This is a genomic window from Flavobacteriales bacterium, assembly GCA_029248105.1.
Classification (GTDB): Bacteria; Bacteroidota; Bacteroidia; order Flavobacteriales; family UBA7312; genus UBA8444.
On the sequence record JAQWJZ010000037.1, the window covers coordinates 56867 to 78335 of the forward strand.

A 21469-nucleotide genomic window follows, 5' to 3' on the forward strand; every position below is an offset into this window, starting at 1 on the left:
ATTTGTTGTGAATGAAAATTTATTCCCTTTAATTTGAATATGCCATTTTTAAAATTGTTTCTTCTTCCTATTGCCTTTTTTTATGGTCTAGTTGTATTCATTAGGAATATATTTTTTGATTATGGTATTTTTTCTTCCAAAGAATATTCAGTGCCAATAATTTCTGTAGGTAATTTATGCTCTGGTGGTAGTGGTAAATCACCCCTAGTAGAATACATTCTAAAACTTATTGACAATAAAGCTGGTTTAGCTGTTTTGAGTAGAGGATATGGTAGAGATTCTAGTGGCTTTCAGTGGGTTTCAGAAAAATCTATCGTTAAAGACGTTGGTGATGAGCCATTACAAATTGCTCGTAAATTTCCAGATGTTAACGTTGCTGTTTCTGAAAATAGGAATAATGGTATTCAACATATTATACATGAAGAATGCGATTTGATTTTACTTGATGATGCCTTTCAACACAGGTGGGTTAAGCCGGGTTTAAATATATTGTTAACGACTTATGATAATTTATTTATCAACGATCATTTGCTCCCTTTTGGCAGTTTAAGAGAATCTAAAAATAATTTTAAAAGAGCTGATATAATAGTTGTTACTAAAACACCATACCCTTTATTACCTCTTGATGAATACCGCTTAAAAGAACAAATAGCGCCGTTTTTTCATCAAAAATTATGTTATTCATATCTCAATTATTTGCCCCCAATTAGTCTTTTTTCAGAAAATGACATACAATTTGAAGGCAAAAAAGTAATTTTACTTACTGCTATTGCGTCTTCACAGAACCTATACGATTATGTCAACTCAAATTCAGAAATTGTAGAGCATTTTGATTTTAGAGATCATTATTCTTTCAAGAAAAAAGATATTAAAAAAATAATTGAATGTTATAACAAGATTGATTCAGAAGAAAAGTTAATTTTAACCACTGAAAAAGATGCTACCCGTTTAGCACTATATGAAAGTTATTTTAAGGATGTATCTATTGCATACATTCCAATAGAATTTAAATTTCAAGGTAAAACTAACTTTAACGAATTAATTTTAAAATATGTTGAGCAAAATAGAGTCGATAGCAAAGTTCCTAGAGCAGAGAATGCCCTTCAAACCTAAGGCGGGTATTATTTTAGGTACAGGATTGGGCGGACTAATCCAAAAAATTGATATAAAACAAACTCTTTCCTATAAAGATATCCCAGATTTTCCAGTTTCTACAGTTGAAGGTCATAGTGGAAAATTAATTTTTGGTTTACTTTCTGATGTTCCAGTAGTGGCTATGCAAGGACGATTTCATTTTTATGAAGGTTATTCTATGCAAGAAGTTACTTTGCCTGTACGAGTGATGAAAATGTTAGGGATTGAGCATTTATTTATATCGAATGCTAGTGGTGGTGTAAATCCCGATTATGAAGTTGGAGATTTAATGATTCTCAACGATCATATTAATTTAATTCCAAGTCCTTTAGTAGGTGCAAACTTAGACACTTTAGGTCCACGTTTTCCAGATATGAGCGATGCTTATGAGCGATCAATGATAGATGTGGCTATGCAAATCGGTGTTGATAGAGGTTATCGTGTTTTTGAGGGTGTTTATGCTGCTGTAACTGGACCGTGTTTGGAAACCCCTGCTGAGTACAAATACCTTAGAATTATTGGTGCTGACACGGTAGGAATGTCGACGGCACCAGAGGTTATTGTGGCTCGTCATATGGGTATTCCATGTTTTGCTATATCTGTTATTACAGATTTAGGAGTGCCAGGAAAAATACAAAAGGTAAGTCATGAAGAAATACAACAGGTAGCAGAAGTTGCAGAGCCCAAGCTTACTGTAATTGTAGAAGAACTAATAAAAACATTGGTGTAAAATGAAAAATTTAAAATTTACAACGCTTTTTTACATTCTATTCACTACTACTATTCAAGCTCAAGATTCAGAGAATATTAATCTTTTATATCAATGGAGTGTGGATACATTAATTGGCTCCGAGGCATTTGATAACGTGTACAATGAAGTATGGGGCGTTGTTGTTGATGATAGGGAATACGCTATTATTGGCTCTACTGCTGGAACACACTTTTTTGATGTAACAAATCCTTCAACAGCATCTGAGATCGCTTTTGTTGCAGGTAGAGTAGTAGGTGATGAAATTATTCATCGTGATTATCATGATTATCAGAACTATTTATACGCCGTTTCAGATGAAGGGTTAAGTTCATTGCAGATAATAGATATATCAACATTACCTGATTCGGTTTCTGTGGTTTATGATTCTTCAGATTTATTTTATCGTTCGCACAATATTTTTATTGATACAGCAAAGGCTCGACTATATACTACGAATGGGGATATTTATACTCTAGAAAACCCTATTGACCCAAAGTTTCTATACAACACTTCATTACTAAGTTCGCATGATGTATATGTAGAAAATGATACAGCCTATATCAATACCGGCACACTAGGGTTTGTAATTGTTGATTTTAGTCAAACTACATTAGAAAATCAATCGCACGAAGTTATAGGGACATTGCCGACTTATCCCGATCAAGGTTATAACCATTCTGGTTGGATTACTACCGATGGCAACTATTATGCTATGGCGGATGAAACTTGGGGTATGAGAATGAAAATGCTTGATATTTCTGATTTTTCCAATATTGAAGTCGTTGCTTTGTTTGGTTCAGGTGTAGATGAAAACTCAATTCCACACAATCAAATTATTAATGGTAATTATTTGTACACTGCTTATTATCACGATGGGTTTTATGTTCATGATATTTCCGATCCATTTACACCTATTCTAATAGGTTATTACGACACTTTTGAGCCAGACCATCACGAAAGTTATATGGGCGCTTGGGGTGTTTATCCTTTTTTACCTTCGGGAAATATTTTAATTTCTGATATGCAAACAGGTCTATATCTTTTTGAAGTAAATTATGACAATCCTTTAGGGACAGATGTTTTAGTCAATAATAAAAACGCCATCTATCCTAACCCTTGTTCAGATGTTTTGAACTTAAATTTGACGAATAAGTCTCAAGTAAATTTGTATGATATTCAAGGTAATAAAGTATTTAATGCTAGTGATGTTTATAATATACAGCTAAATACCAATTTTCTTAGTAACGGTATTTATATTTTAAAATTAACGGATGAAACAGGTGTTAGTACACATAAAATTAGTGTTCAATAATCTTTTTAAAATCCTTTGTTAAAAGAAAAAAGAGTGTAAATTTGCAAACCATTTCGGATAAATAACAAACAAGATGAAAAGAACATTTCAACCTTCGAATAGAAAAAGAAGAAACAAGCACGGTTTCAGAGATAGAATGGAATCAGCTAACGGCCGTAGAGTATTGGCAAGTAGAAGGGCTAAGGGTAGAAAAAGATTAACGGTTTCAGATGAACCAAGACACAAGCGTTAATCGTTTGTTTAAGATATTTAAGGTGTTGCTTTTGCAACACCTTTTTTTTGAGCTATACTGTTAAAAAATCTATGTTTTTTGTTAATAGTTTCAATATTAAATCAGTTGGCTCTTTTTTTAAATAAAATATATTCGCACATACACTTTTAATTATGCCCAAAGATACCTCAATACAATCCATTTTAATAATAGGTAGTGGTCCAATTGTTATTGGTCAAGCCTGTGAATTTGACTACTCTGGCTCTCAAGCTGCTAGATCTCTTGCTGAAGAAGGAATAGAAGTTTCATTAATAAATTCTAATCCAGCAACGATAATGACTGATCCTGTTGTTGCAGATCATGTCTATTTAAAACCTCTAACTGTTGAATCTATTGAAGAGATTCTAGAAGAACGTAAAATTGATGCTGTTCTTCCAACTATGGGTGGACAAACAGCACTAAACTTATGTATAGAGGCTGATGAAAAAGGTGTCTGGGAAAAATATGGTGTAGATATTATTGGTGTTGATATTGATGCCATTAATATTACTGAAGACAGACAAGAGTTTAAAGAATTAATGAGTCGTATAGGTATCGATTGTGCACCCTCACAAACGGCTACTTCATATCTAGAAGGTAAGGAAATTGCTCAAAAATTTGGCTTTCCATTATGTATTCGTGCATCTTATACTTTAGGGGGTAGTGGTGCATCTTTTGTACATGAAGCGAAAGACTTTGATGAACTCTTAAAAAGAGGTATGGCTATTTCGCCTATTCACGAAGTATTGATAGACAAAGCCTTACTAGGATGGAAAGAATATGAGCTTGAATTGTTGAGAGATAAAAATGATAATGTTATCATTATTTGTTCTATTGAAAATATGGATCCAATGGGTATTCATACAGGAGATTCCATAACGGTTGCTCCTGCCATGACTCTATCTGATACCACTTATCAACGCATGAGAGATATGGCTATCAAAATGATGCGTGCTATTGGTGATTTTGCGGGTGGCTGTAACGTTCAGTTTGCAGTTTCTCCTGATAAAAAGGAAGATATTATAGCTATTGAGATTAACCCTAGAGTTTCTCGTTCTTCGGCTTTGGCATCTAAAGCTACAGGTTATCCTATTGCCAAAATAGCATCTAAACTTGCTATTGGATATACACTTGATGAACTCGATAATCAAATTACAAAATCTACATCGGCATATTTTGAGCCAACTTTAGATTATGTAATTGTAAAAATACCACGTTGGAACTTTGAAAAATTTGATGGTGCCGATAAAGTCCTTGGTTTACAAATGAAGTCTGTTGGCGAGGTGATGGGAATTGGTCGATCTTTTCAAGAAGCTTTACAAAAAGCTTGTCAATCTTTAGAGATAGGTAGGAATGGCTTGGGTGCTGATGGCAAAAATTGGACTAATCAAGATGATATTCTACATGCTATGAAATATGCTAGTAGCGATAGGGTATTTAGAATTTATGACGCTATTAGATTAGGTATTCCTTTGAAAACTATTTACGATATCACAAGAATGGATTATTGGTTCATACGACAATTGGAAGAACTAGTAATGTTGGAGTTTGAAATTGAGAAATACCATATTGGAAATATCCCTAATGAATTGCTTTTAGAAGCTAAAATGAAGGGGTATGCTGATAGACAAATAGCCCACCTATTAAGGTGCTTAGAGAGTGAAGTCAACAATCTAAGAACAGAAATGGGAATCAATAGGGTATATAAGCTTGTTGATACTTGTGCTGCAGAATTTGAGGCGAAAACTCCTTATTATTACTCTACTTTTGAGTCTAAAAAACAATTAGCAAATGGCGAATCATTCTCTGAAAATGAAAGTAGTCGTTCCGATAAAAAGAAAATTATTGTTTTAGGTTCTGGACCCAATCGTATAGGTCAAGGAATTGAGTTCGATTACTGTTGTGTTCATGGCGTATTAGCCGCAAAAGAATGCGAATACGAAACCATAATGATTAACTGTAACCCTGAAACAGTATCTACTGACTTTGACACTTCAGACAAATTATATTTTGAGCCTGTTTTTTGGGAGCACATCTACGATATCATTAAACACGAGAACCCAGAAGGTGTTATTGTTCAATTAGGTGGTCAGACGGCACTAAAACTAGCTGAAAAGTTAGAACGTTACGGTATCAAAATTATGGGTACTAGCTATGAAGCGCTAGACCTTGCAGAGGATAGAGGACGTTTTTCTACTTTATTAAGAGATAATAATGTGCCATTCCCTGAATTTGGAGTTATCGAAACTGCGGAAGAAGCCATAGAATTATCAAAAGATTTAAATTTTCCAATATTGGTTAGGCCTTCTTATGTATTAGGCGGTCAAGGCATGAAAATTGTAATTAACGAATCTGAATTAGAACACCACGTCGTCAATTTATTGAAAGACATTCCTGGTAACAGAGTATTGTTAGACCACTACTTGGATAATGCTATTGAGGCAGAAGCAGATGCTATTTGTGATGGTAAAAACGTTTACATCATTGGTATAATGGAACATATTGAGCCTTGTGGTATTCACTCTGGAGATTCAAACGCTGTATTACCCACTTTTGACCTGAGTGATAATGTGCGTCAGCAAATGATAGATATTACCAATAAAATTGCAGTAGCTTTAAAAACAGTAGGCTTGATAAATATTCAATTTGCTATTAAAGATGAAGTAGTCTATGTTATTGAAGCTAACCCTAGAGCATCTAGAACAGTTCCTTTTATTGCTAAAGCCTACAAAGAACCTTATGTTAATTACGCCACAAAAGTAATGCTTGGGGAGAAAAAGGTCACAGACTTTAATTTTGATCCTCAGAAAAATGGTTATGCCATTAAAGTACCTGTGTTCTCTTTCAACAAATTCCCTAATGTAAACAAAGAATTAGGACCAGAGATGAAGTCGACTGGTGAAGCCATTCATTTTATTGATGATTTGAAGGATCCATTCTTCAAAAAGGTATATTCTGAAAGAAGCTTATATTTGAGTCGTTAAAGTATGTTAAAAGCGCTATTATTAATACTTATTATTTTTTATTCGGTTCGTTTCTTAAGCCGACTTTTACTTCCTTTTTTGTTTAAGACAATGGTTAAGAAAGCACACAGCAATATGCGACCCAACGAACCTAAAAAGAGAGAGGGAGAAGTTTCTATTGATAAAACTTCAAAACAAAAAAAACAGTCTAATTCTTCGGTCGGTGAATACGTTGACTTTGAAGAAATAGATGATAACTCATAAATAATAAATTATGAAAACACTAGATTGGAAAAGGCTGATTCCTCATGTTTCAGCAGTTGTGATTTTTGTATTGATATCTCTAACTTACCTTTCTCCTGTCTTAGAGGGCAAGAAAATTGACCAACAAGATATCAAACAGTTTACAGGAATGGCTAAAGAAATTGTTGATCATCGTTCTGAATACGATGAAGAACCACTTTGGTCAAACTCTATGTTTAGTGGTATGCCCGCTTATCAGATTTCAGTTTTATACAAGAAAAACCTCATTTCTTATTGTAGAAATTTTTTCAAATTATATTTGCCAGGACCTGCTGGAGCAGTATTTCTCTATCTGCTTGGGTTTTACTTTCTACTCGTTTCATTAGGTATAGATTATCGATTAGCTATTGTTGGAGCAATAGCTTATGCTTTTTCTTCCTATTTTTTTATAATTATAGAAGCAGGTCATAACACCAAAGCTCATGCCATAGGCTATATGGCGCCTATATTAGCCTCTTTTCTCATGGTTTTTAGGGGGAAGATATTAATGGGTTCAGCATTAACAGCTTTATTCACTTCATTAATGCTCAATGCTAATCACTTTCAGATAACCTACTACTTAGTTCTGACGTTGATTATTATTGGAATTGCAAAACTTATTCAAGCCATAAAAGAAAAAACATTGCCTGTTTTCTTTAAACACGTGGCTTTTCTTGTATTAGCAGGAGCTATCGGTACGTTAACCAGTGTTAGTAGAATCGCTACTACAATGGAATATGGTAGCGAAAGTACAAGAGGAAAATCCGAACTGACTGACAATCAATCTAATAAAACATCAGGTCTTGATAGAGATTATGCAACTGCTTGGAGTTATGGTAAGGCAGAATCCTTTACCTTACTAATTCCAAATTTTCATGGGGGAGCATCGGGCGGTCCCTTAACGACAGACTCTGAAACATATCGACTTTTTAAAAATTCACAACAATCAAGTCAAGCGAAAAACATTATAAAGCAACTACCATTGTACTGGGGTTCACAACCTTTTACTTCTGGCCCTGTTTATGCTGGTGCCATTTCTTGTTTTCTTTTTGTTCTGGGATTGTTCTTGATAAAAGGATATTTACGATGGTGGATTATGACTGCCTTTTTACTAATGTTAGCTTTAAGCTGGGGTAAAAATTTGATGCCATTGACTAATTTCTTCCTTGATTTTGTTCCAGGATACAATAAGTTTAGAGCGGTTTCAACTACCTTAGTTATAGTGGAGTTACTTATTCCATTGCTTGGAATACTAGCCTTAAATAAGATTCTAAAAGAAGGTAAATCAATCGAGGTGATGAAATCCTTTAAATATGCTTTAGGAATAGTAGGTGGGTTGTGTGTTGTTTTTGCCCTTATGCCTACAGCCTTTTTTGATTTTGTTGGTTTGAATGATGCTCAATATGGTCAAGCATTAAGTGATGCACTTCAGATAGATCGAGCTTCTTTATTTACTGCTGATGCTTTTCGTTCCTTAGCCTTCATTCTTTTATCTGCGGCTGGTATATGGCTATATTTGAATAAAAGAATTCAGAAAGTTCCATTAATAATTCTCATTGGAGTCCTTGTGCTTGGTGATATGTGGACAGTCAATAAGCGTTATTTAAACGATGAAAATTTCAAGGCTAAAAGAAAAATACTACAGCCTTATTCACCATCGCTAGCTGATAGTCAAATATTACAAGACCCTGACCCAAATTTCAGAGTCTATAATACCACTGTTAGTCCTTTCAACGATGCCTCCACATCTTATTACCACAAGTCTATTGGCGGATATCATGGAGCTAAGTTAAAGCGCTATCAAGAGCTAATAGATTTTCATATTTCAAAAGGAAATATGAACGTTATGAATATGCTTAATGCTAAATACTTTATAGTAAGAGGTGAAAATAATCAGCCTATTGCTCAGCGTAACCCTAATAATTTAGGCAACGCTTGGTTTGTTTCGGATTTAGTGATAGCTGAAAATGCTGATGATGAAATTCAAAAGCTAGGCCAGATTAATACTGCTAATCAGGTAGTAATTGATAAACGATATGAAATCCCTTCAAGCATAGATTTTGATAGTACAGCAACAATCCAATTGACGGATTATAAAGCAAATAGTCTTACATATAGTTCATCTGCAATTAGTGATCAATTTGCTGTGTTTTCAGAGATTTTCTACGCTCACGGTTGGAATGCATACATTGATGGTGAGCTAATGCCTCATATAAGAGCAAATTATGTATTACGTGCAATGCCAATTCCATCAGGACAACACACCATAGAATTTAAGTTTGAGCCTGACACCTACTATGCCACCGAGAATATTTCTTTATTTAGTTCACTTATTGTAATTGTAGCCTTATTCGGTGCTGTTTACAAAGAGTTAAAAGACTAATGAAAAAGGTTCTCATAATTACTTACTATTGGCCACCGGGTTCAGGACCAGGTGTTCAGCGATTTTTAAAGTTTAGTAAGTATTTGAGAGAGTTTGGTTGGGAGCCGATTATTTTAACGGTAGACAATGGCAGTTACCCTTCAACAGATAAGACTTTGGAACAAGATATTCCTGAGGGTTTAGAAGTTTATAGGAGTCAATCTTTTGAGCCTTTCCGATGGTACAATTTGTTAAAAGGTAAGAAAACTAAAGATGCTACTGTAGGTGCTATAGGTCTTCAAGGCAGTTCTTTTTTTCAACGCTTAGCATTATATGTAAGGGCTAATTTTTTCATACCTGACGCTAGAGTAGGGTGGAATAGATTTGCTATTAGAAAAGCCCATTTAATTTTCAAAGAACATCAGATTGATGCTATAATTAGTACAGGTCCGCCTCATAGCTCACACCTCATTGCTAATACCCTTAAAAAAACACATCACATACCTTGGATAGCCGATTTAAGAGACCCTTGGACTACTGTATTTTATAATGCTTTTTTTCCTCGTACTGAAAGCACCAAAAAGAGAGATAAACAACTTGAAGATTTAGTTCTCAAAAATGCGGATTCTATATCTGTTGTTAGTAATGGAATGCTTGAAGAATTTTCTGATAGAGCAAAAGACATTAGCTTAATATACAATGGTTTTGATGATGAAGATTTTAAAAGTTTGAAAAAAAACAATACGGAAAAGTTTACTATTTCCTATGTTGGGAATTTTAAGCCAAATCAAAATGCTGTTGTTGTTTGGGAATGTTTAAAAGAATTATCTCATATAACCCCCCAATTTAAATCTGATTTAAAGATTGTTCTAACAGGTAATGTTGATCCATCTATTGTAAAATCAATACAAGAAAACGGATTGGAAGAACAACTTTCTTTAGAAGGTTTTGCTGCCCATCACACAGCGGTTCAGCGAATGTTAGATGCCAATTTATTATTGTTTGTTATCCCAGTATCAGAAAGAAACCATCTAATTATAACGGGTAAGTTATTTGAATATCTAGCAACAGGAAACCCTATTCTAGCCATAGGTCCAAAAGGGGGTAATGCTTCAGCCTTACTTACGGACGCTAAAAGAGATGATATGCTAGATTATGGTGATAAAAATTTGATAATGAAGCAAATAGAAAATGCTTATCAAAACTGGAAGAAAGAAACTCCTGCTGACTTTAGTCATGAAGATTTAGAACGCTTTACTAGAAAAGGCCTCACAGAAAAATTAGCCAATAAACTTAACAATCTGTCCAGATGAAAAGAATAGATATCAGTAAGTTTAGAAGAGATAACACGTTCTATGGTCAAATAGATTTGCTTCTTACCGTGAAGAGCTTTGACTTACAAGCTATTCGCAAAAGATATCTGGATTCAAAAAAAAACAAACGTTCAGGAAGTACCAAACGTAGAGAACCCGCCATGGGTGGTGTGGTGTCTTTAAGTATCAATAATGGTAAGCTTTTTAATGATGAAGTTCTATGTCAACTCAAAGAGCCTAGAGGTGTCGATTTTTTACACAATAAACTTGCTGTCTCATCTGAAGATAAAGTCTTTGTTTTAACAGATGAAATTCAAACCTTAGAAAACGATTACTTCAGCTATATACATACAGTTTCTTTTTCACCTTTTGATGACAATAGATTGATGGTATCTTCTTCTGGATTCGACTGCATCTTTGAATATAGCTTAAGTCATTCAAAACTATGTTGGGAATGGTTTGCTTGGGAAAATGGTTTCGAAAAAGGCAAAGATCCTAAAACTAATACAGATGTTTTACTTACAAGAGATAAAAAACAAGCTGAAGAATGGGACAAAGAGGGTAGAGCGTATCTTCTTATTGATAATCCTAAAGCTCAAAGTTTACCAACAGCTCAACGTTCTGCTTTTATTAATTCCGTAGCTTATCATGTTGATCAATCTCATCTAATTTTAGCGACCTTTTTTCATGAGGGTAAGATGATGCAAATCAATATGAAAGATAATAGTTTAAAAACCATTATTGAAAATATGCAACACCCTCACGGTGGTAAACAGACCGATAATATCTCATTGGCGACAAGTACCAATTCTGGAGAAATTGTAGTTGTTAAAAACGGTGAGGAGTATAGGTATTACACTACACTTCTCGATGGAAAACCTGTTGAATTGGGTGAAATGGAATGGCTTCAAAACTCCATAATGATTGGTGATTATATTATCACTATTGATAGTAATAGAACCTCATTCCTAATTTTTGATCCAACCAATCAATTATTTGATATGATACCCTACAATATAGATTGGGCTATACAAGATATAGTTTGTGGTACATTAAATGAAAAGCAAAAAAGTCTATTGCAACAGATTAGTTTACCCATCTAATCAGCTCAAAAGCTTCGGCAAACTCACTACCTATTTGAGTGCCTCTAACTCTAGCTAATCCTTCAATAAACGATTTAGATTTGTAATTTCTAAAACCTTGAGATTTGTACTCTGAAATAGCACTCCATTTTGCGTCTAATTGCTCTGAGTTTAGTTTTGTATGGTAGTTAGATGTAAAACTCAAATTATTCCATACCAACTCATAACCCAAAATGCTAGAATGTTTAAATGCACGTATTCCTTCTTGATGTATAACTTGATGGTCTTGATGAACATCTGTAGAATTAGGAAGAACGACTAAATCTACTTTCTCAAATTTTTTACGAAAAGCTATTAAATCTTCTAAAATTTCTTGTCTGTATTTTGGGAATTCTCTGACTGGATAGTCAAAGGTGTGTATATTTTCGGATTGAATACCTAGATGAATACAGGCATTTTTTAATTCAGTAAATAGAACATCTTTGTCAAAATCTTTAGGAATGGACTTATAGCAAGGGGAAAAAGCTAAGTAGTGAATTGTTGCTCCTTCGTCTGCCCATCTTTTTATACTTGCTCCACAACCAAATTCACCATCATCGGGGTGAGGTGCTAAAATTAAAATATTCATCGTTAATAGGTTAAGTTCTACAAATATAGTGTTTAATAAAAGTTTTTTCGGATTCTATCAACTGAATTAAATCTTTTACATTTGTAATGTATGGGAATAATAAGGAAGCAAAGTATTAACAACTCCATAAACCTTTATTTGGGAATTATTATTGGTGCTATAAACACCATTTTAATTTTTCCGCACGTATTTGAAAGTAACCCTGAATATTGGGGATTATTACAAATCTTGGTTTCCTATTCTGTCATTTTTTCTACTTTTTCTCATTTAGGTAGTCCGAACATTTTATTGCGTTTCTTTCCTAAACTAAAAGATAAAAGAGAATTGTTTAGCTTTTCATTTATACTTTGTGGTATAGGCTTTTTACTTTTCTTATTAGTTTTTTTCTTTTTTGAAAATTATTTGCTTTCATCTCTAGAATCAACGCCACTATTGCAAGAGTATTTTTATCTTGTTGGTTTTCTAGTGTTCTCACTTAGCTTTTTTGATTTATTCTCTAGTATATCCCGTTCATATTTAGACTCTTCAACCCCTGTTTTTTTTAACGAAGTATTTGTTAGGATTGGGGTGCTTTTTTTATTGATACTATACAACTATGAATGGATACAATTTCATCAGTTTTTGTATTGCTATATAGCTATATATATCGTGAAGCTGATGGCGTTATTTTATATTCAATTAAAAAATAAACGTCTTTCATTTTCATTTAATTTTTCAAAAGCACATTTAAAAGAACAGTTTAAATATGGCTTTTATGTACTTACAGGAGGGGGAGCGGCAGTTTTGGTTTCTCGTTTTGATATGTTAATGATAGAACATTACTTAGATTTGAAGCAAGTCGCTTATTATGGATTAGCATTTTTTATAGGCAGTGTTATAAAGGTTCCTTCACGATCTATTTCTTCTATTTCTTCGCCTTTAATAGCTAAATCATTTGAAGAAGATAACAAGAATAATATTCAGAATATTTACTCTAAGACATCCATTAATTTATTGATAATAGGTGGGGTTATATTTTTGTGTGTTATGTTAAATATTGATGATATTTTACAAATACTTCCTGAAAAGTTTTCTCATGGAAAGTATGTCGTTTTGTTTATCGGTTCAGCTCAATTGGTTAATCTTGTTGCAGGCTTACATGGTTTAATATTGATTCACTCGTCTTATTATAAATCAATTATTTATTTTAATATTTTCCTATTTATTGTCACCTTTATTACCAACGTTATTTTTATTCCAAAATTTGGAATTAATGGGGCGGCATTAGCAACTTTTGTCTCTATTCTGACGTTTAATTCAGTACGAATGTTGTACGTCTACAAAAAAATGAATTTTCATCCTTTTAGTATCAAAACCGCTATTGCTTTACTAATGATTTTAGTTATTTACTTTTTGATAAGTATTTTACCACTTTCATCAGCATCTCTAATATCATCTATAATAAACATTATTATACGCTGTGTTATTGCTTGTTCTCTAGTGATTGCTGTTGTTCAGTATTTTAAACTGTCAGAGGATATTAGCCATATAATTCATAATAGCATGGAAAAGCTAAGAAGGAAATGAATCAGGGATTAGTTTAATTCTCTCAATATTTCTAATAGTTTGTCAGACCTTCTTTCTATGCTATATCTATTAATAATACTCTTTTGAGCTTTAGATGCCACTTCTTTCTTATCCGTTTTCTGAATTGCATCGTTTAAAATTTTTTCAAGTTCAAAAGCATTTTTGTTTTCTAATACATAGCCATTATCACTTATAATTTCTGGTATCATATTTACCGAAGAACCTATTGGAATACATTGCCCTAACATAGCTTCACATAGGGATAAGCCAAAACCTTCGAAGCTTGAAAGTTGAAAGTAAAACTCATGCTCAATGTATTTTTCTTTTAGCTCATCTTTATTTAAATGCCCTAAAAATATGATGTTTTCTGGTATATTTATGAGTGAAGTTGGTTTTTCTAGTCCTGCAATTTCGAATGTGCAATTTTTCATGCGAAAAGCCATCGTAAAAATTAATTCGCCACCTTTTAATTGATATTGTTGACTCGAAAATACAGCTAAAAAAGAGTTAGACTTTTTATTGTAGCTTGTTGTTTTCCAGAAGTCAATATCTAAGCCATTATGAATGACTTTGAATGGTGTTTTAATATTTGGAAAAAATGATAATATACCCTGTTCAACTTCATTCGGCTTATTATGAAAGTGATTCTCAACTTTCATTAAAGATTCACTTACTGGGCATATTAAATCTGTTAACCGAAAAGATAAATAGCAGAATGTTTTTAAATACTTTCTGCCTAGACTACCGTATTGTAGTGAAGTCAAATTAGCGCAATCTGTACCGTGTGTTATAATGATACTCTTTTTACCTAATAACTTTCCAAATAGTGTGGGTAAAAGTGACCAATAACCAGCAAATTCAATCACTATTTTATTGATAGACCAAATATTGAAAAGAAGAAATGTAAATTGTTTTATTAGGTGTAAAGGTGTTTTACTTTTCTTATCCCAATCGTATATATTTTGTTTTACACGATACCTTTGTGATAAAATATCTAAATCGTTTTTAGCGAAACCACTTAATCTTGGAGATACAAATAGTATGGTTTCTTGATTTTTCATTGGCTGTAAAAGTAAAATTATTTTTTTTGGTTTTCCCACTTCCATGCACTAAGCATAGCTGTATCGAGTGTCTTTTGAGCCTTCCATTTTAGTTCATTTGTAGATAGAGTGTTGTCGGAATATATTTTCTCAACGTCACCTGCTCTTCGAGGACCAATTTTGTAATTGACTTTGATGTTATTTACCTTTTCAAAAATATGAATTGCTTGTAGTACACTAACTCCGTTTCCTGTACCTATATTGAATGCTGATTTGCCTTTGTTTTTCATTACATATTGTAGGGCTTTTACGTGTGCATTAGCTAAATCAACTACATGGATATAATCTCTTAAACAAGTGCCGTCGGGCGTGTCGTAATCGTCTCCAAAGACAGTTATTTGTTCTCTCTTACCAATAGCAGTTTCTGTTATTATAGGAACTAAATTACTAGCTTTATCGGACGAGCAATCGCCGATTACTCCGCTTTCGTGAGAACCAATAGGATTGAAGTAGCGTAATGATATACTTGATATTTTTGTATTATTTAATAGTTCTTCACACAATTGTTTGGTTTCTCCATACGGGGACTCTGCCTTTTTGAAAGGCGCACTTTCACTGACTGGTAATATATCAGGACTTCCATATACAGTACAGGAAGAAGAGAAAATGATATTTTCTACATTATGCTTTTTCATTACATTAAGCAACACTTGTAATGAGCCTATATTATTAGAATGGTATTTTTCGGGTTCTCTTACAGACTCTTCTACTGATTTGAATGCAGCAAAATGTATTGCACCTTCAATACTTTTTTCCTGCTCAAATACTGCATTCAAAGCATCTTCATCCGTGCAATCAACATTATAAAAAGAGATGCTTTTACCAATTATTTTTTCAGCACCTTGAATATTTTGAATTGATGTATTGCATAGGTTATCTACAATAATTGGTTCAAAATCGTTGGCTGATAATTCCACAAGTGTATGTGAACCGATATATCCTGCTCCCCCTGTTACTAAAATCTTTTTCATTTTATTAAAATGTTCTGCCTATGCCTACTACAAATCTATTTGTTTGAATATTACCTTCATCTACGTAAGGATACCTATTCAAGAAAAATGGGAAATCTACTCTTAGAGTAAGAGGTTTGACCATTTGTAGAGCGCCCCATTTGTTAAGTGTCAATGCGATACCAATACCTGCATCAGAACGCAAATTAGAAAATGCATCTTTATAGTTTTCGGATGTAATCTCTGTTGTGTTAATTATCCCTGCATCAGCAAATAGATAGGTCTTCAACTTAGATTGATTTTTTATTATGGGAAGTATTTTTTGTATTTCTAATTCGGCATTTATAGAAACTCCACTTTCCCCTTGATAGCTAGATACATTATCTCCATTGGCATTTATTTCAGGAGAAAAATAACCTGTATAGCCTCTAAGGTTTAAGCCTCCGCCCATATGAAAATGATTGGTAGTATTGTCATAACCTAGCCATTCGTTAGGAATAAAGCCTTGTGAGCGTGTAAATTTATTCTCCATTAATTCCTCTGAGTTTGCTCCAGCTAAATTTAATTTAGATTCGCCTGCCCAATTTGAGCCACTACCATATTGACCAAATATCCTTGTGTTAAGTTGAAGCTTACCTAGCTTACTTTTGTGTATGGAGGTCAATTCAACTTTAGAATAGTCGTAGTCGCTACCAACAGAAGAGCTCGTTAGTTCTAAATTTATATTACCCTTTCCGCCTTTATAGGAGTAGGAGTGAGTCCAACCAAAAGAAGCTATATTATTAAATTTATCGTTTTCCCAAACCTTATAATTAGTGTATCTCAAATCAGATATATTGGCTCTATACATGCTTTTAAAACCTGCATAGAAAAGATTCTTTTTAGAGTAGTCGTATTTTTTTAATTGAATCTTATTAAGGTTCAACCCATCAAGCATACGGCTATGTAATGTCATGTCTGTATGCTTACTGAATTTGTCTAAACCTGTGTTGTAGTTAAAGCGGTAAGAGAATGGGTTGTATTCATTTTTATAGGAGTCATAATACTGATAGTCTTGAAGTATACCTGTGTTCAGCCATATATTAGCATCTATTTTATGATGATAATTCATATAATCACCATTGAAGTGTAAACCCACCTTAACGCCGTCATAATTATTCCACCACAAATCTGGTCTAGCATTCAATTCATATTTTTTCCAATTGGGCATATTCCATATTTTAGAATCGAAATCTACATCCATAGGAACTTTACTGACGTTATTTAGCATGTACCTATCCGCTAATCGCTGACTGGGGTCAATGACTACATAGTCGATTCCTGAAGGTATATTAATTGATGCGGTGTATTTTGGATATAATTTGCCCCAGGCATGCCACTTATCGAGTACTGTAGCATCTGTATTTTTAATAAACCAATGATTGGGGATGTGAAATTTATGTTCTTTACCATCGTTAGCGAATACGCTAAAATCGATAGGCATCTGCATTTCACCTTTTCTTTCAAAAGTGACTTCGAAATTATCTTCAGTCGTTTTTTCGATGTTGTCAATACTGTAATCAATAGTTTTTGAAGTTTCTAACCATTGGTCAAAAAACCAGTTGAGATCTACTTTGGTATATTCTATGATAGCTTCTCTAAAATCTTCAAAATAGGGATGTGCCATTTTCCATTTTTGGAAATAATGTTGCATAGCTTCAATAAAGAGCTCGTCGCCTAATACATACTGAAGATTATAAAGCATAGCGCCAGTTTTGTAATAAACGTGTCTGTATCCTCCGCCATGTCCTAAAGCACTTCCAAAGTCATCAGAATGTGTATTTAATGCAGGGTCATTATATTTAGTGGCATCTCTTAGGTATGCATAATAAACTCTAGAGTCTATAGCTTTGACGTCTTTGGTAAAACGTTGGCCGTATTTACTACTTGGCTTTTCTCTAACTAAATTTTCACCGTCAATTTTTGTTAATGCCCAAGCGGTTAAAAATTGAGTAAAGCCTTCATCTAATGCAGCTCTGTAAGTTTCGTTTGAGCCTACCTGAGCATAAAACCATTGATGACCTATCTCATGAGCTAGCAATCCTCTATAGCCTGGATCACTACCACTATCAAGAGTTATCATAGGGTATTCCATACCATCCCTTGCATCAGCAACAATAATTTTATTGTAAACGTACATGCCTATATCTTCGGAAAATACTTGTATCACTTTTGCTGCAAATTCGGCTGCATTTTGCCATCTTGACGCATGAGGCTCTTGAACTAAGGAAATAGCACGAATTCCATTCCATTCTACTTCGCCAATTCTGTATGTTGGGTCAGCTGTAAACGCAAAATCATGAACATTTTCAGCATGGTAAATCCACGTTTTTCTAGAAAGACTATCGTATGGTATTATAATGCTAGGAGGGGAGTTCCATGCTTTATCGGCAAAGTTTTTAATATCTAACTTTTCTCTTAAATCAGCAGGCATTACTTCATCTCTATTCTGTAATGCTCCTGTAGCTTCAACTACATAATTGGAGGCAAATGTCAATTCTACATCAAAGGTTCCGAAATCACCGTAAAATTCTTTTCCTAGATGTTGATCTTTAGTCCAGCCAAACTTTTTGTCATACACAGCTATTCTTGGATACCATAGTACACCGTCATAATGCGTGTTGCCAAAGGCATTAAAAGTTTTCATTCTTCTTCTTAGGGAACCGGTATCAAAGTAGGTTTTGAAGTCCATATTGATAGTGATTTTATCACCGCTTTTTAAAGGTTCATTAAGAATAACTTTTAAGATAGTGTTGTCCAAAATAGTTTCAACGGATTTGCCATCTACTTTCAAATTTTTAACCACAGTACCTAATCCTTTTTTCTCATAGTTTCCATAGGCTATGGCCTTATTGTTCTGTTGGTGTAGCTCTGAGCAATACGAATTTGGTATAAAAGCATTTTGATAGAGGTGAAAATAGAGTTCGTTTAAATCATCTGGCGAGTTGTTCCAATAGACAAGCTCTTCCGAAGCATCAATGATATCTTTAGTTTCATCAACATTTGCTTTGATAGTATAGTGTACATCTTGTTGCCAATATCCAGCTGGTGCTTTATTTTTCCAATAGTTGGGGTTATCGGCTTGATTATATGTGTTGGGTGTAGTAAGCGGATCGTACTTTGTTTGTGAAAACGTCACTGTACTTAATAAAATGCAAAATAATATAAACGGATACTTCATAAAGCTATCTTAAAATTAGTCTGCAAAGATAGAAAAATCAATCAGATTTCTAAGTGGAGCTTAATGTTTATAAGTCTAGAGGTGAGTCGATTAGGAACACCGAATTGAAAACCATTGGTATCTTTTACCCACAAAAATGAAATGGTATTATCAATATCGAGTAAATTAAACACTTCCATACTTATCCAAGTGGATTTTGTAAAATTGAAAGGGTTATATTTTTTTCCTTTTTGTCCCTCTTTTTTGATGATAGCAGAAAAGCCGACATCCACTCTTTTGTAATTTGGAATAGTAAAATTGTATTGCCCTTTGTAGCTTCCTGGAGCGGTTAGTGGTAGTCGAGAGCCATATACAAGATTGAGGTGCATCTTAAAATTAGGATTCTTTGGTAAATAATCTTGAAAGAATAGGTTAAAATTAATCAATTGATCCGTAGGTCTGTCGTAATATCCTGGCTCAATGGTATTACCTTCACTGTCTATGTAACTATCGTCAAGGATATCTGCTTTGGTGCTAAGGATTGAGATACTCGCCCAAGATTCTATATTTTTAACAAACTCACCATTTAATCTTAAATCAAATCCTTTAGCATAACCAACGGCATTATTGTTGGCATAATATCTTATTCTAACGTTTTCGACCTCGTAAGGAATAAGGTTAGTGATATCTTTATAATATAATTCGGTTACTAATTTGAATGGTCGTTGCCAAATTTTAAAATTATAATCGCTACCCAGCACATAGTGTAAGGATTTTTGAGATTTTATATTGGTATTTATCTGACCATTAAAGTCTCTGAGTTCTCTGTAAAATGGTGATTGGTAGTAGTACCCCGTAGCAAACCTGAACACAATATCTTTGTCCCAAAATGGTTCGTATGAAATTGAAGCTCTAGGACTAAAAAGGTACTCATCATTTAAACTCCAATAGGCTGTTCTAATCCCTGAATTGAGATTAAATCGTCCAAGTTTTTGTTCGAACTGCATATAAGCATTGTATCTGTTCGAATTCAAATCAATAGATGTTCTAAGTGATTCGTCGAGTACAAAGGAAGTTGGATTTTGTATTCCTACACCTATTGAATCTACTGGGTGAGGAAGGGAATAGTCGGAAGAATCAATTAGTGTCCATTCGTTTATTTCATCAATTATGTTCTCTTTTTGCCCTTTTATACCCCACCTAAACTCGAAGTCGTTTTTAAAGTAAACACCTTTATGCTCAATGTTATATACAGTGGCTTGTAGGTAGTTTCTAGCGTGGTTTAGGTGTGAGCCAACACCAATATTGAAACTGGCCTCTCCAAAGGATTCTGAGCCTAAATCATTATCTACTTCTGATAACCAGTATTGCCCTAATATATCAAAGGTTTCACTTTCATAAGTTTGAAAAGCGGTAAATGTCAAGTCTGTTTTTAGATTTTCATTTGCCTGAAATGATAGATTGTAGGCATTAAAAAAAGTTTCGTAGCTGTCTATTTCTTGACCTTCAAAATAAATACGCAATTCAAGGGGTACGCTTATCGTTCCAAAGCGAGTAGTTTTATTGGCAGGCTTGTGTTGATATTTGTTTCTAGAGTAATTTAATAGCGTATTCAATGACAAGCGTTTACTAATCTGATAGCTTAGGAATGCTTGAACATCGCTAAAGCTTGGTTTATATTCACCTTCCGTTTCTAAACTATTTAATAAATAAGCATTGGATTTGTGTCTTACTCCAAGAAGGTAAGAGAGTTTTTTAGATTTATTAGCACCTTCAAGGTGTAAATTTGCACCTAATAAACTCATTGTAGTAGAAGCCGCAAATTCCTTAGGCTTTTTGTAAGTGATATCCAGAACTGATGACATTTTATCACCATACCTTGCTGCATATCCTCCTGCTGAAAATTGTATTGAAGAAACGAGATCTGAGTTTACAAAGGATAAGCCTTCTTGTTGGCCTGAGCGTATTAAAAATGGTCGATATACTTCAATGCCATTGACGTAAACTAGATTTTCATCAAAGTTACCGCCTCTAACAGTGTATTGAGAACTGAGCTCTGTAGAAGAGTTTACTCCAGGTAATGTTTTGATTAAACCTTCTACACCACTACTTGTAGATGGAAGAGAAACGACATGTTTAGCATCAACTTTTTCAAAGGTATTGCCTCGATTCTTTTTATCTTCTATTTCCACATTATCAATGGAAACGCCCAGGTTTTTCATAACAATATTGAGCTCATAATTTTGCCCCTTTTTAAGCATGGGGAGCTTAATTTTTTGAGTTTTATAGCCTATAAAAGAAAAGATAAGTTCTTGATTTCTATTGGCAGAAACGTCAATAGAATACGAGCCATTACCATCTGAGATAGTTCCTTTAGATTCGTTTAATACACTTACGTTTACACCTTGGAGGAAGAAGCTTTCTGAAGTAGTTATCACTCCACTAACATTTTGCCCAATGCCGTTTAACGAAAGGAATACAGTGAGGATAAATGAATGCCAGAAAACACCTTTTAACATAGACTCGCAAATGTATTAATATTCATATTAACTTTATTTTAGTTAAACACATTTATTT

15 protein-coding genes are annotated in these 21469 nt (G+C 33.8%); 10 read left to right on the forward strand and 5 right to left on the reverse strand.

Annotation, left to right across the window (positions count from 1 at the left end; translation table 11 throughout):
• Positions 1 to 39 precede the first annotated feature (39 nt).
• From lpxK to P8I29_06915, 9 genes are all read left to right on the forward strand, one after another.
• Complete coding sequence (gene lpxK / locus P8I29_06875; GenBank protein ID MDG1917514.1) at positions 40 to 1113, forward strand: tetraacyldisaccharide 4'-kinase; 1074 nt, start codon at positions 40 to 42, stop codon at positions 1111 to 1113.
• The gene (locus P8I29_06880) at positions 1097 to 1864 is read left to right on the forward strand and encodes a purine-nucleoside phosphorylase (GenBank protein ID MDG1917515.1); all 768 of its coding nucleotides are present in this window, start codon (positions 1097 to 1099) and stop codon (positions 1862 to 1864) included. Before lpxK ends, P8I29_06880 begins: the two co-directional genes overlap by 17 nt.
• 1 nt (position 1865) lies before the next feature.
• Entirely contained in the window at positions 1866 to 3197 is a 1332-nt protein-coding gene (locus P8I29_06885; protein MDG1917516.1) for a choice-of-anchor B family protein, read from the forward strand.
• A gap of 73 nt (positions 3198 to 3270) precedes the next feature.
• Positions 3271 to 3429, forward strand: coding sequence for a 50S ribosomal protein L34 (rpmH, locus tag P8I29_06890; GenBank protein MDG1917517.1), 159 nt, complete (start codon positions 3271 to 3273; stop codon positions 3427 to 3429).
• A gap of 152 nt (positions 3430 to 3581) precedes the next feature.
• Positions 3582 to 6431, forward strand: a complete 2850-nt coding sequence (gene carB / locus P8I29_06895; GenBank protein MDG1917518.1) for a carbamoyl-phosphate synthase large subunit — start codon at positions 3582 to 3584, stop codon at positions 6429 to 6431.
• Between the two features lie 90 nt (positions 6432 to 6521).
• Entirely contained in the window at positions 6522 to 6674 is a 153-nt protein-coding gene (locus P8I29_06900; protein ID MDG1917519.1) for a hypothetical protein, read from the forward strand.
• 10 nt (positions 6675 to 6684) lie between these two features.
• Entirely contained in the window at positions 6685 to 9075 is a 2391-nt protein-coding gene (locus P8I29_06905) for a YfhO family protein (GenBank protein ID MDG1917520.1), read from the forward strand.
• Positions 9075 to 10367, forward strand: coding sequence for a glycosyltransferase (locus P8I29_06910; GenBank protein MDG1917521.1), 1293 nt, complete (start codon positions 9075 to 9077; stop codon positions 10365 to 10367). Before P8I29_06905 ends, P8I29_06910 begins: the two co-directional genes overlap by 1 nt.
• Positions 10364 to 11470, forward strand: coding sequence for a hypothetical protein (locus P8I29_06915; protein ID MDG1917522.1), 1107 nt, complete (start codon positions 10364 to 10366; stop codon positions 11468 to 11470). Before P8I29_06910 ends, P8I29_06915 begins: the two co-directional genes overlap by 4 nt.
• Here P8I29_06915 and P8I29_06920 read toward each other — a convergent pair.
• On the reverse strand, positions 11454 to 12077 hold the full coding sequence (locus tag P8I29_06920) for a PIG-L family deacetylase (GenBank protein ID MDG1917523.1): 624 nt from the start codon (positions 12075 to 12077) through the stop codon (positions 11454 to 11456). The genes P8I29_06915 and P8I29_06920 overlap by 17 nt on opposite strands.
• Positions 12078 to 12167: 90 nt before the next feature.
• Here P8I29_06920 and P8I29_06925 point away from each other — a divergent pair, with 90 nt between their 5' ends.
• Complete coding sequence (locus tag P8I29_06925) at positions 12168 to 13643, forward strand: oligosaccharide flippase family protein (protein ID MDG1917524.1); 1476 nt, start codon at positions 12168 to 12170, stop codon at positions 13641 to 13643.
• Positions 13644 to 13651: 8 nt separating this feature from the next.
• Here P8I29_06925 and P8I29_06930 read toward each other — a convergent pair whose 3' ends face one another.
• The 4 genes from P8I29_06930 to P8I29_06945 all read right to left on the reverse strand — a co-directional run bounded on the left by P8I29_06930 (position 13652) and on the right by P8I29_06945 (position 21411).
• A complete protein-coding gene (locus tag P8I29_06930; GenBank protein MDG1917525.1) occupies positions 13652 to 14704 on the reverse strand; it encodes a glycosyltransferase family 4 protein in 1053 nt (350 codons plus the stop codon).
• A gap of 17 nt (positions 14705 to 14721) precedes the next feature.
• On the reverse strand, positions 14722 to 15714 hold the full coding sequence (gene galE / locus P8I29_06935; GenBank protein MDG1917526.1) for a UDP-glucose 4-epimerase GalE: 993 nt from the start codon (positions 15712 to 15714) through the stop codon (positions 14722 to 14724).
• 4 nt (positions 15715 to 15718) lie between these two features.
• Positions 15719 to 18871: a M1 family aminopeptidase gene (locus tag P8I29_06940; GenBank protein ID MDG1917527.1), complete on the reverse strand. Its 3153-nt coding sequence runs from the start codon at positions 18869 to 18871 to the stop codon at positions 15719 to 15721.
• A gap of 83 nt (positions 18872 to 18954) precedes the next feature.
• Positions 18955 to 21411, reverse strand: a complete 2457-nt coding sequence (locus tag P8I29_06945) for a TonB-dependent receptor (GenBank protein MDG1917528.1) — start codon at positions 21409 to 21411, stop codon at positions 18955 to 18957.
• Positions 21412 to 21469: the final 58 nt, after the last annotated feature.

What these genes read in the sequence shown, in the direction of transcription:
- P8I29_06945 (MDG1917528.1), bottom strand. Translation starts at nt 21,411, where the DNA reads ATGTTAAAAGGTGTTTTCTGGCATTCATTTATCCTCACTGTATTCCTT.
- P8I29_06930 (MDG1917525.1), bottom strand. Translation starts at nt 14,704, where the DNA reads ATGAAAAATCAAGAAACCATACTATTTGTATCTCCAAGATTAAGTGGT.
- lpxK (MDG1917514.1), top strand. Translation starts at nt 40, where the DNA reads ATGCCATTTTTAAAATTGTTTCTTCTTCCTATTGCCTTTTTTTATGGT.
- P8I29_06915 (MDG1917522.1), top strand. Translation starts at nt 10,364, where the DNA reads ATGAAAAGAATAGATATCAGTAAGTTTAGAAGAGATAACACGTTCTAT.
- P8I29_06885 (MDG1917516.1), top strand. Translation starts at nt 1,866, where the DNA reads ATGAAAAATTTAAAATTTACAACGCTTTTTTACATTCTATTCACTACT.
- P8I29_06920 (MDG1917523.1), bottom strand. Translation starts at nt 12,077, where the DNA reads ATGAATATTTTAATTTTAGCACCTCACCCCGATGATGGTGAATTTGGT.
- P8I29_06900 (MDG1917519.1), top strand. Translation starts at nt 6,522, where the DNA reads ATGGTTAAGAAAGCACACAGCAATATGCGACCCAACGAACCTAAAAAG.
- P8I29_06880 (MDG1917515.1), top strand. Translation starts at nt 1,097, where the DNA reads ATGCCCTTCAAACCTAAGGCGGGTATTATTTTAGGTACAGGATTGGGC.
- P8I29_06925 (MDG1917524.1), top strand. Translation starts at nt 12,168, where the DNA reads ATGGGAATAATAAGGAAGCAAAGTATTAACAACTCCATAAACCTTTAT.
- galE (MDG1917526.1), bottom strand. Translation starts at nt 15,714, where the DNA reads ATGAAAAAGATTTTAGTAACAGGGGGAGCAGGATATATCGGTTCACAT.
- P8I29_06905 (MDG1917520.1), top strand. Translation starts at nt 6,685, where the DNA reads ATGAAAACACTAGATTGGAAAAGGCTGATTCCTCATGTTTCAGCAGTT.
- rpmH (MDG1917517.1), top strand. Translation starts at nt 3,271, where the DNA reads ATGAAAAGAACATTTCAACCTTCGAATAGAAAAAGAAGAAACAAGCAC.
- carB (MDG1917518.1), top strand. Translation starts at nt 3,582, where the DNA reads ATGCCCAAAGATACCTCAATACAATCCATTTTAATAATAGGTAGTGGT.
- P8I29_06910 (MDG1917521.1), top strand. Translation starts at nt 9,075, where the DNA reads ATGAAAAAGGTTCTCATAATTACTTACTATTGGCCACCGGGTTCAGGA.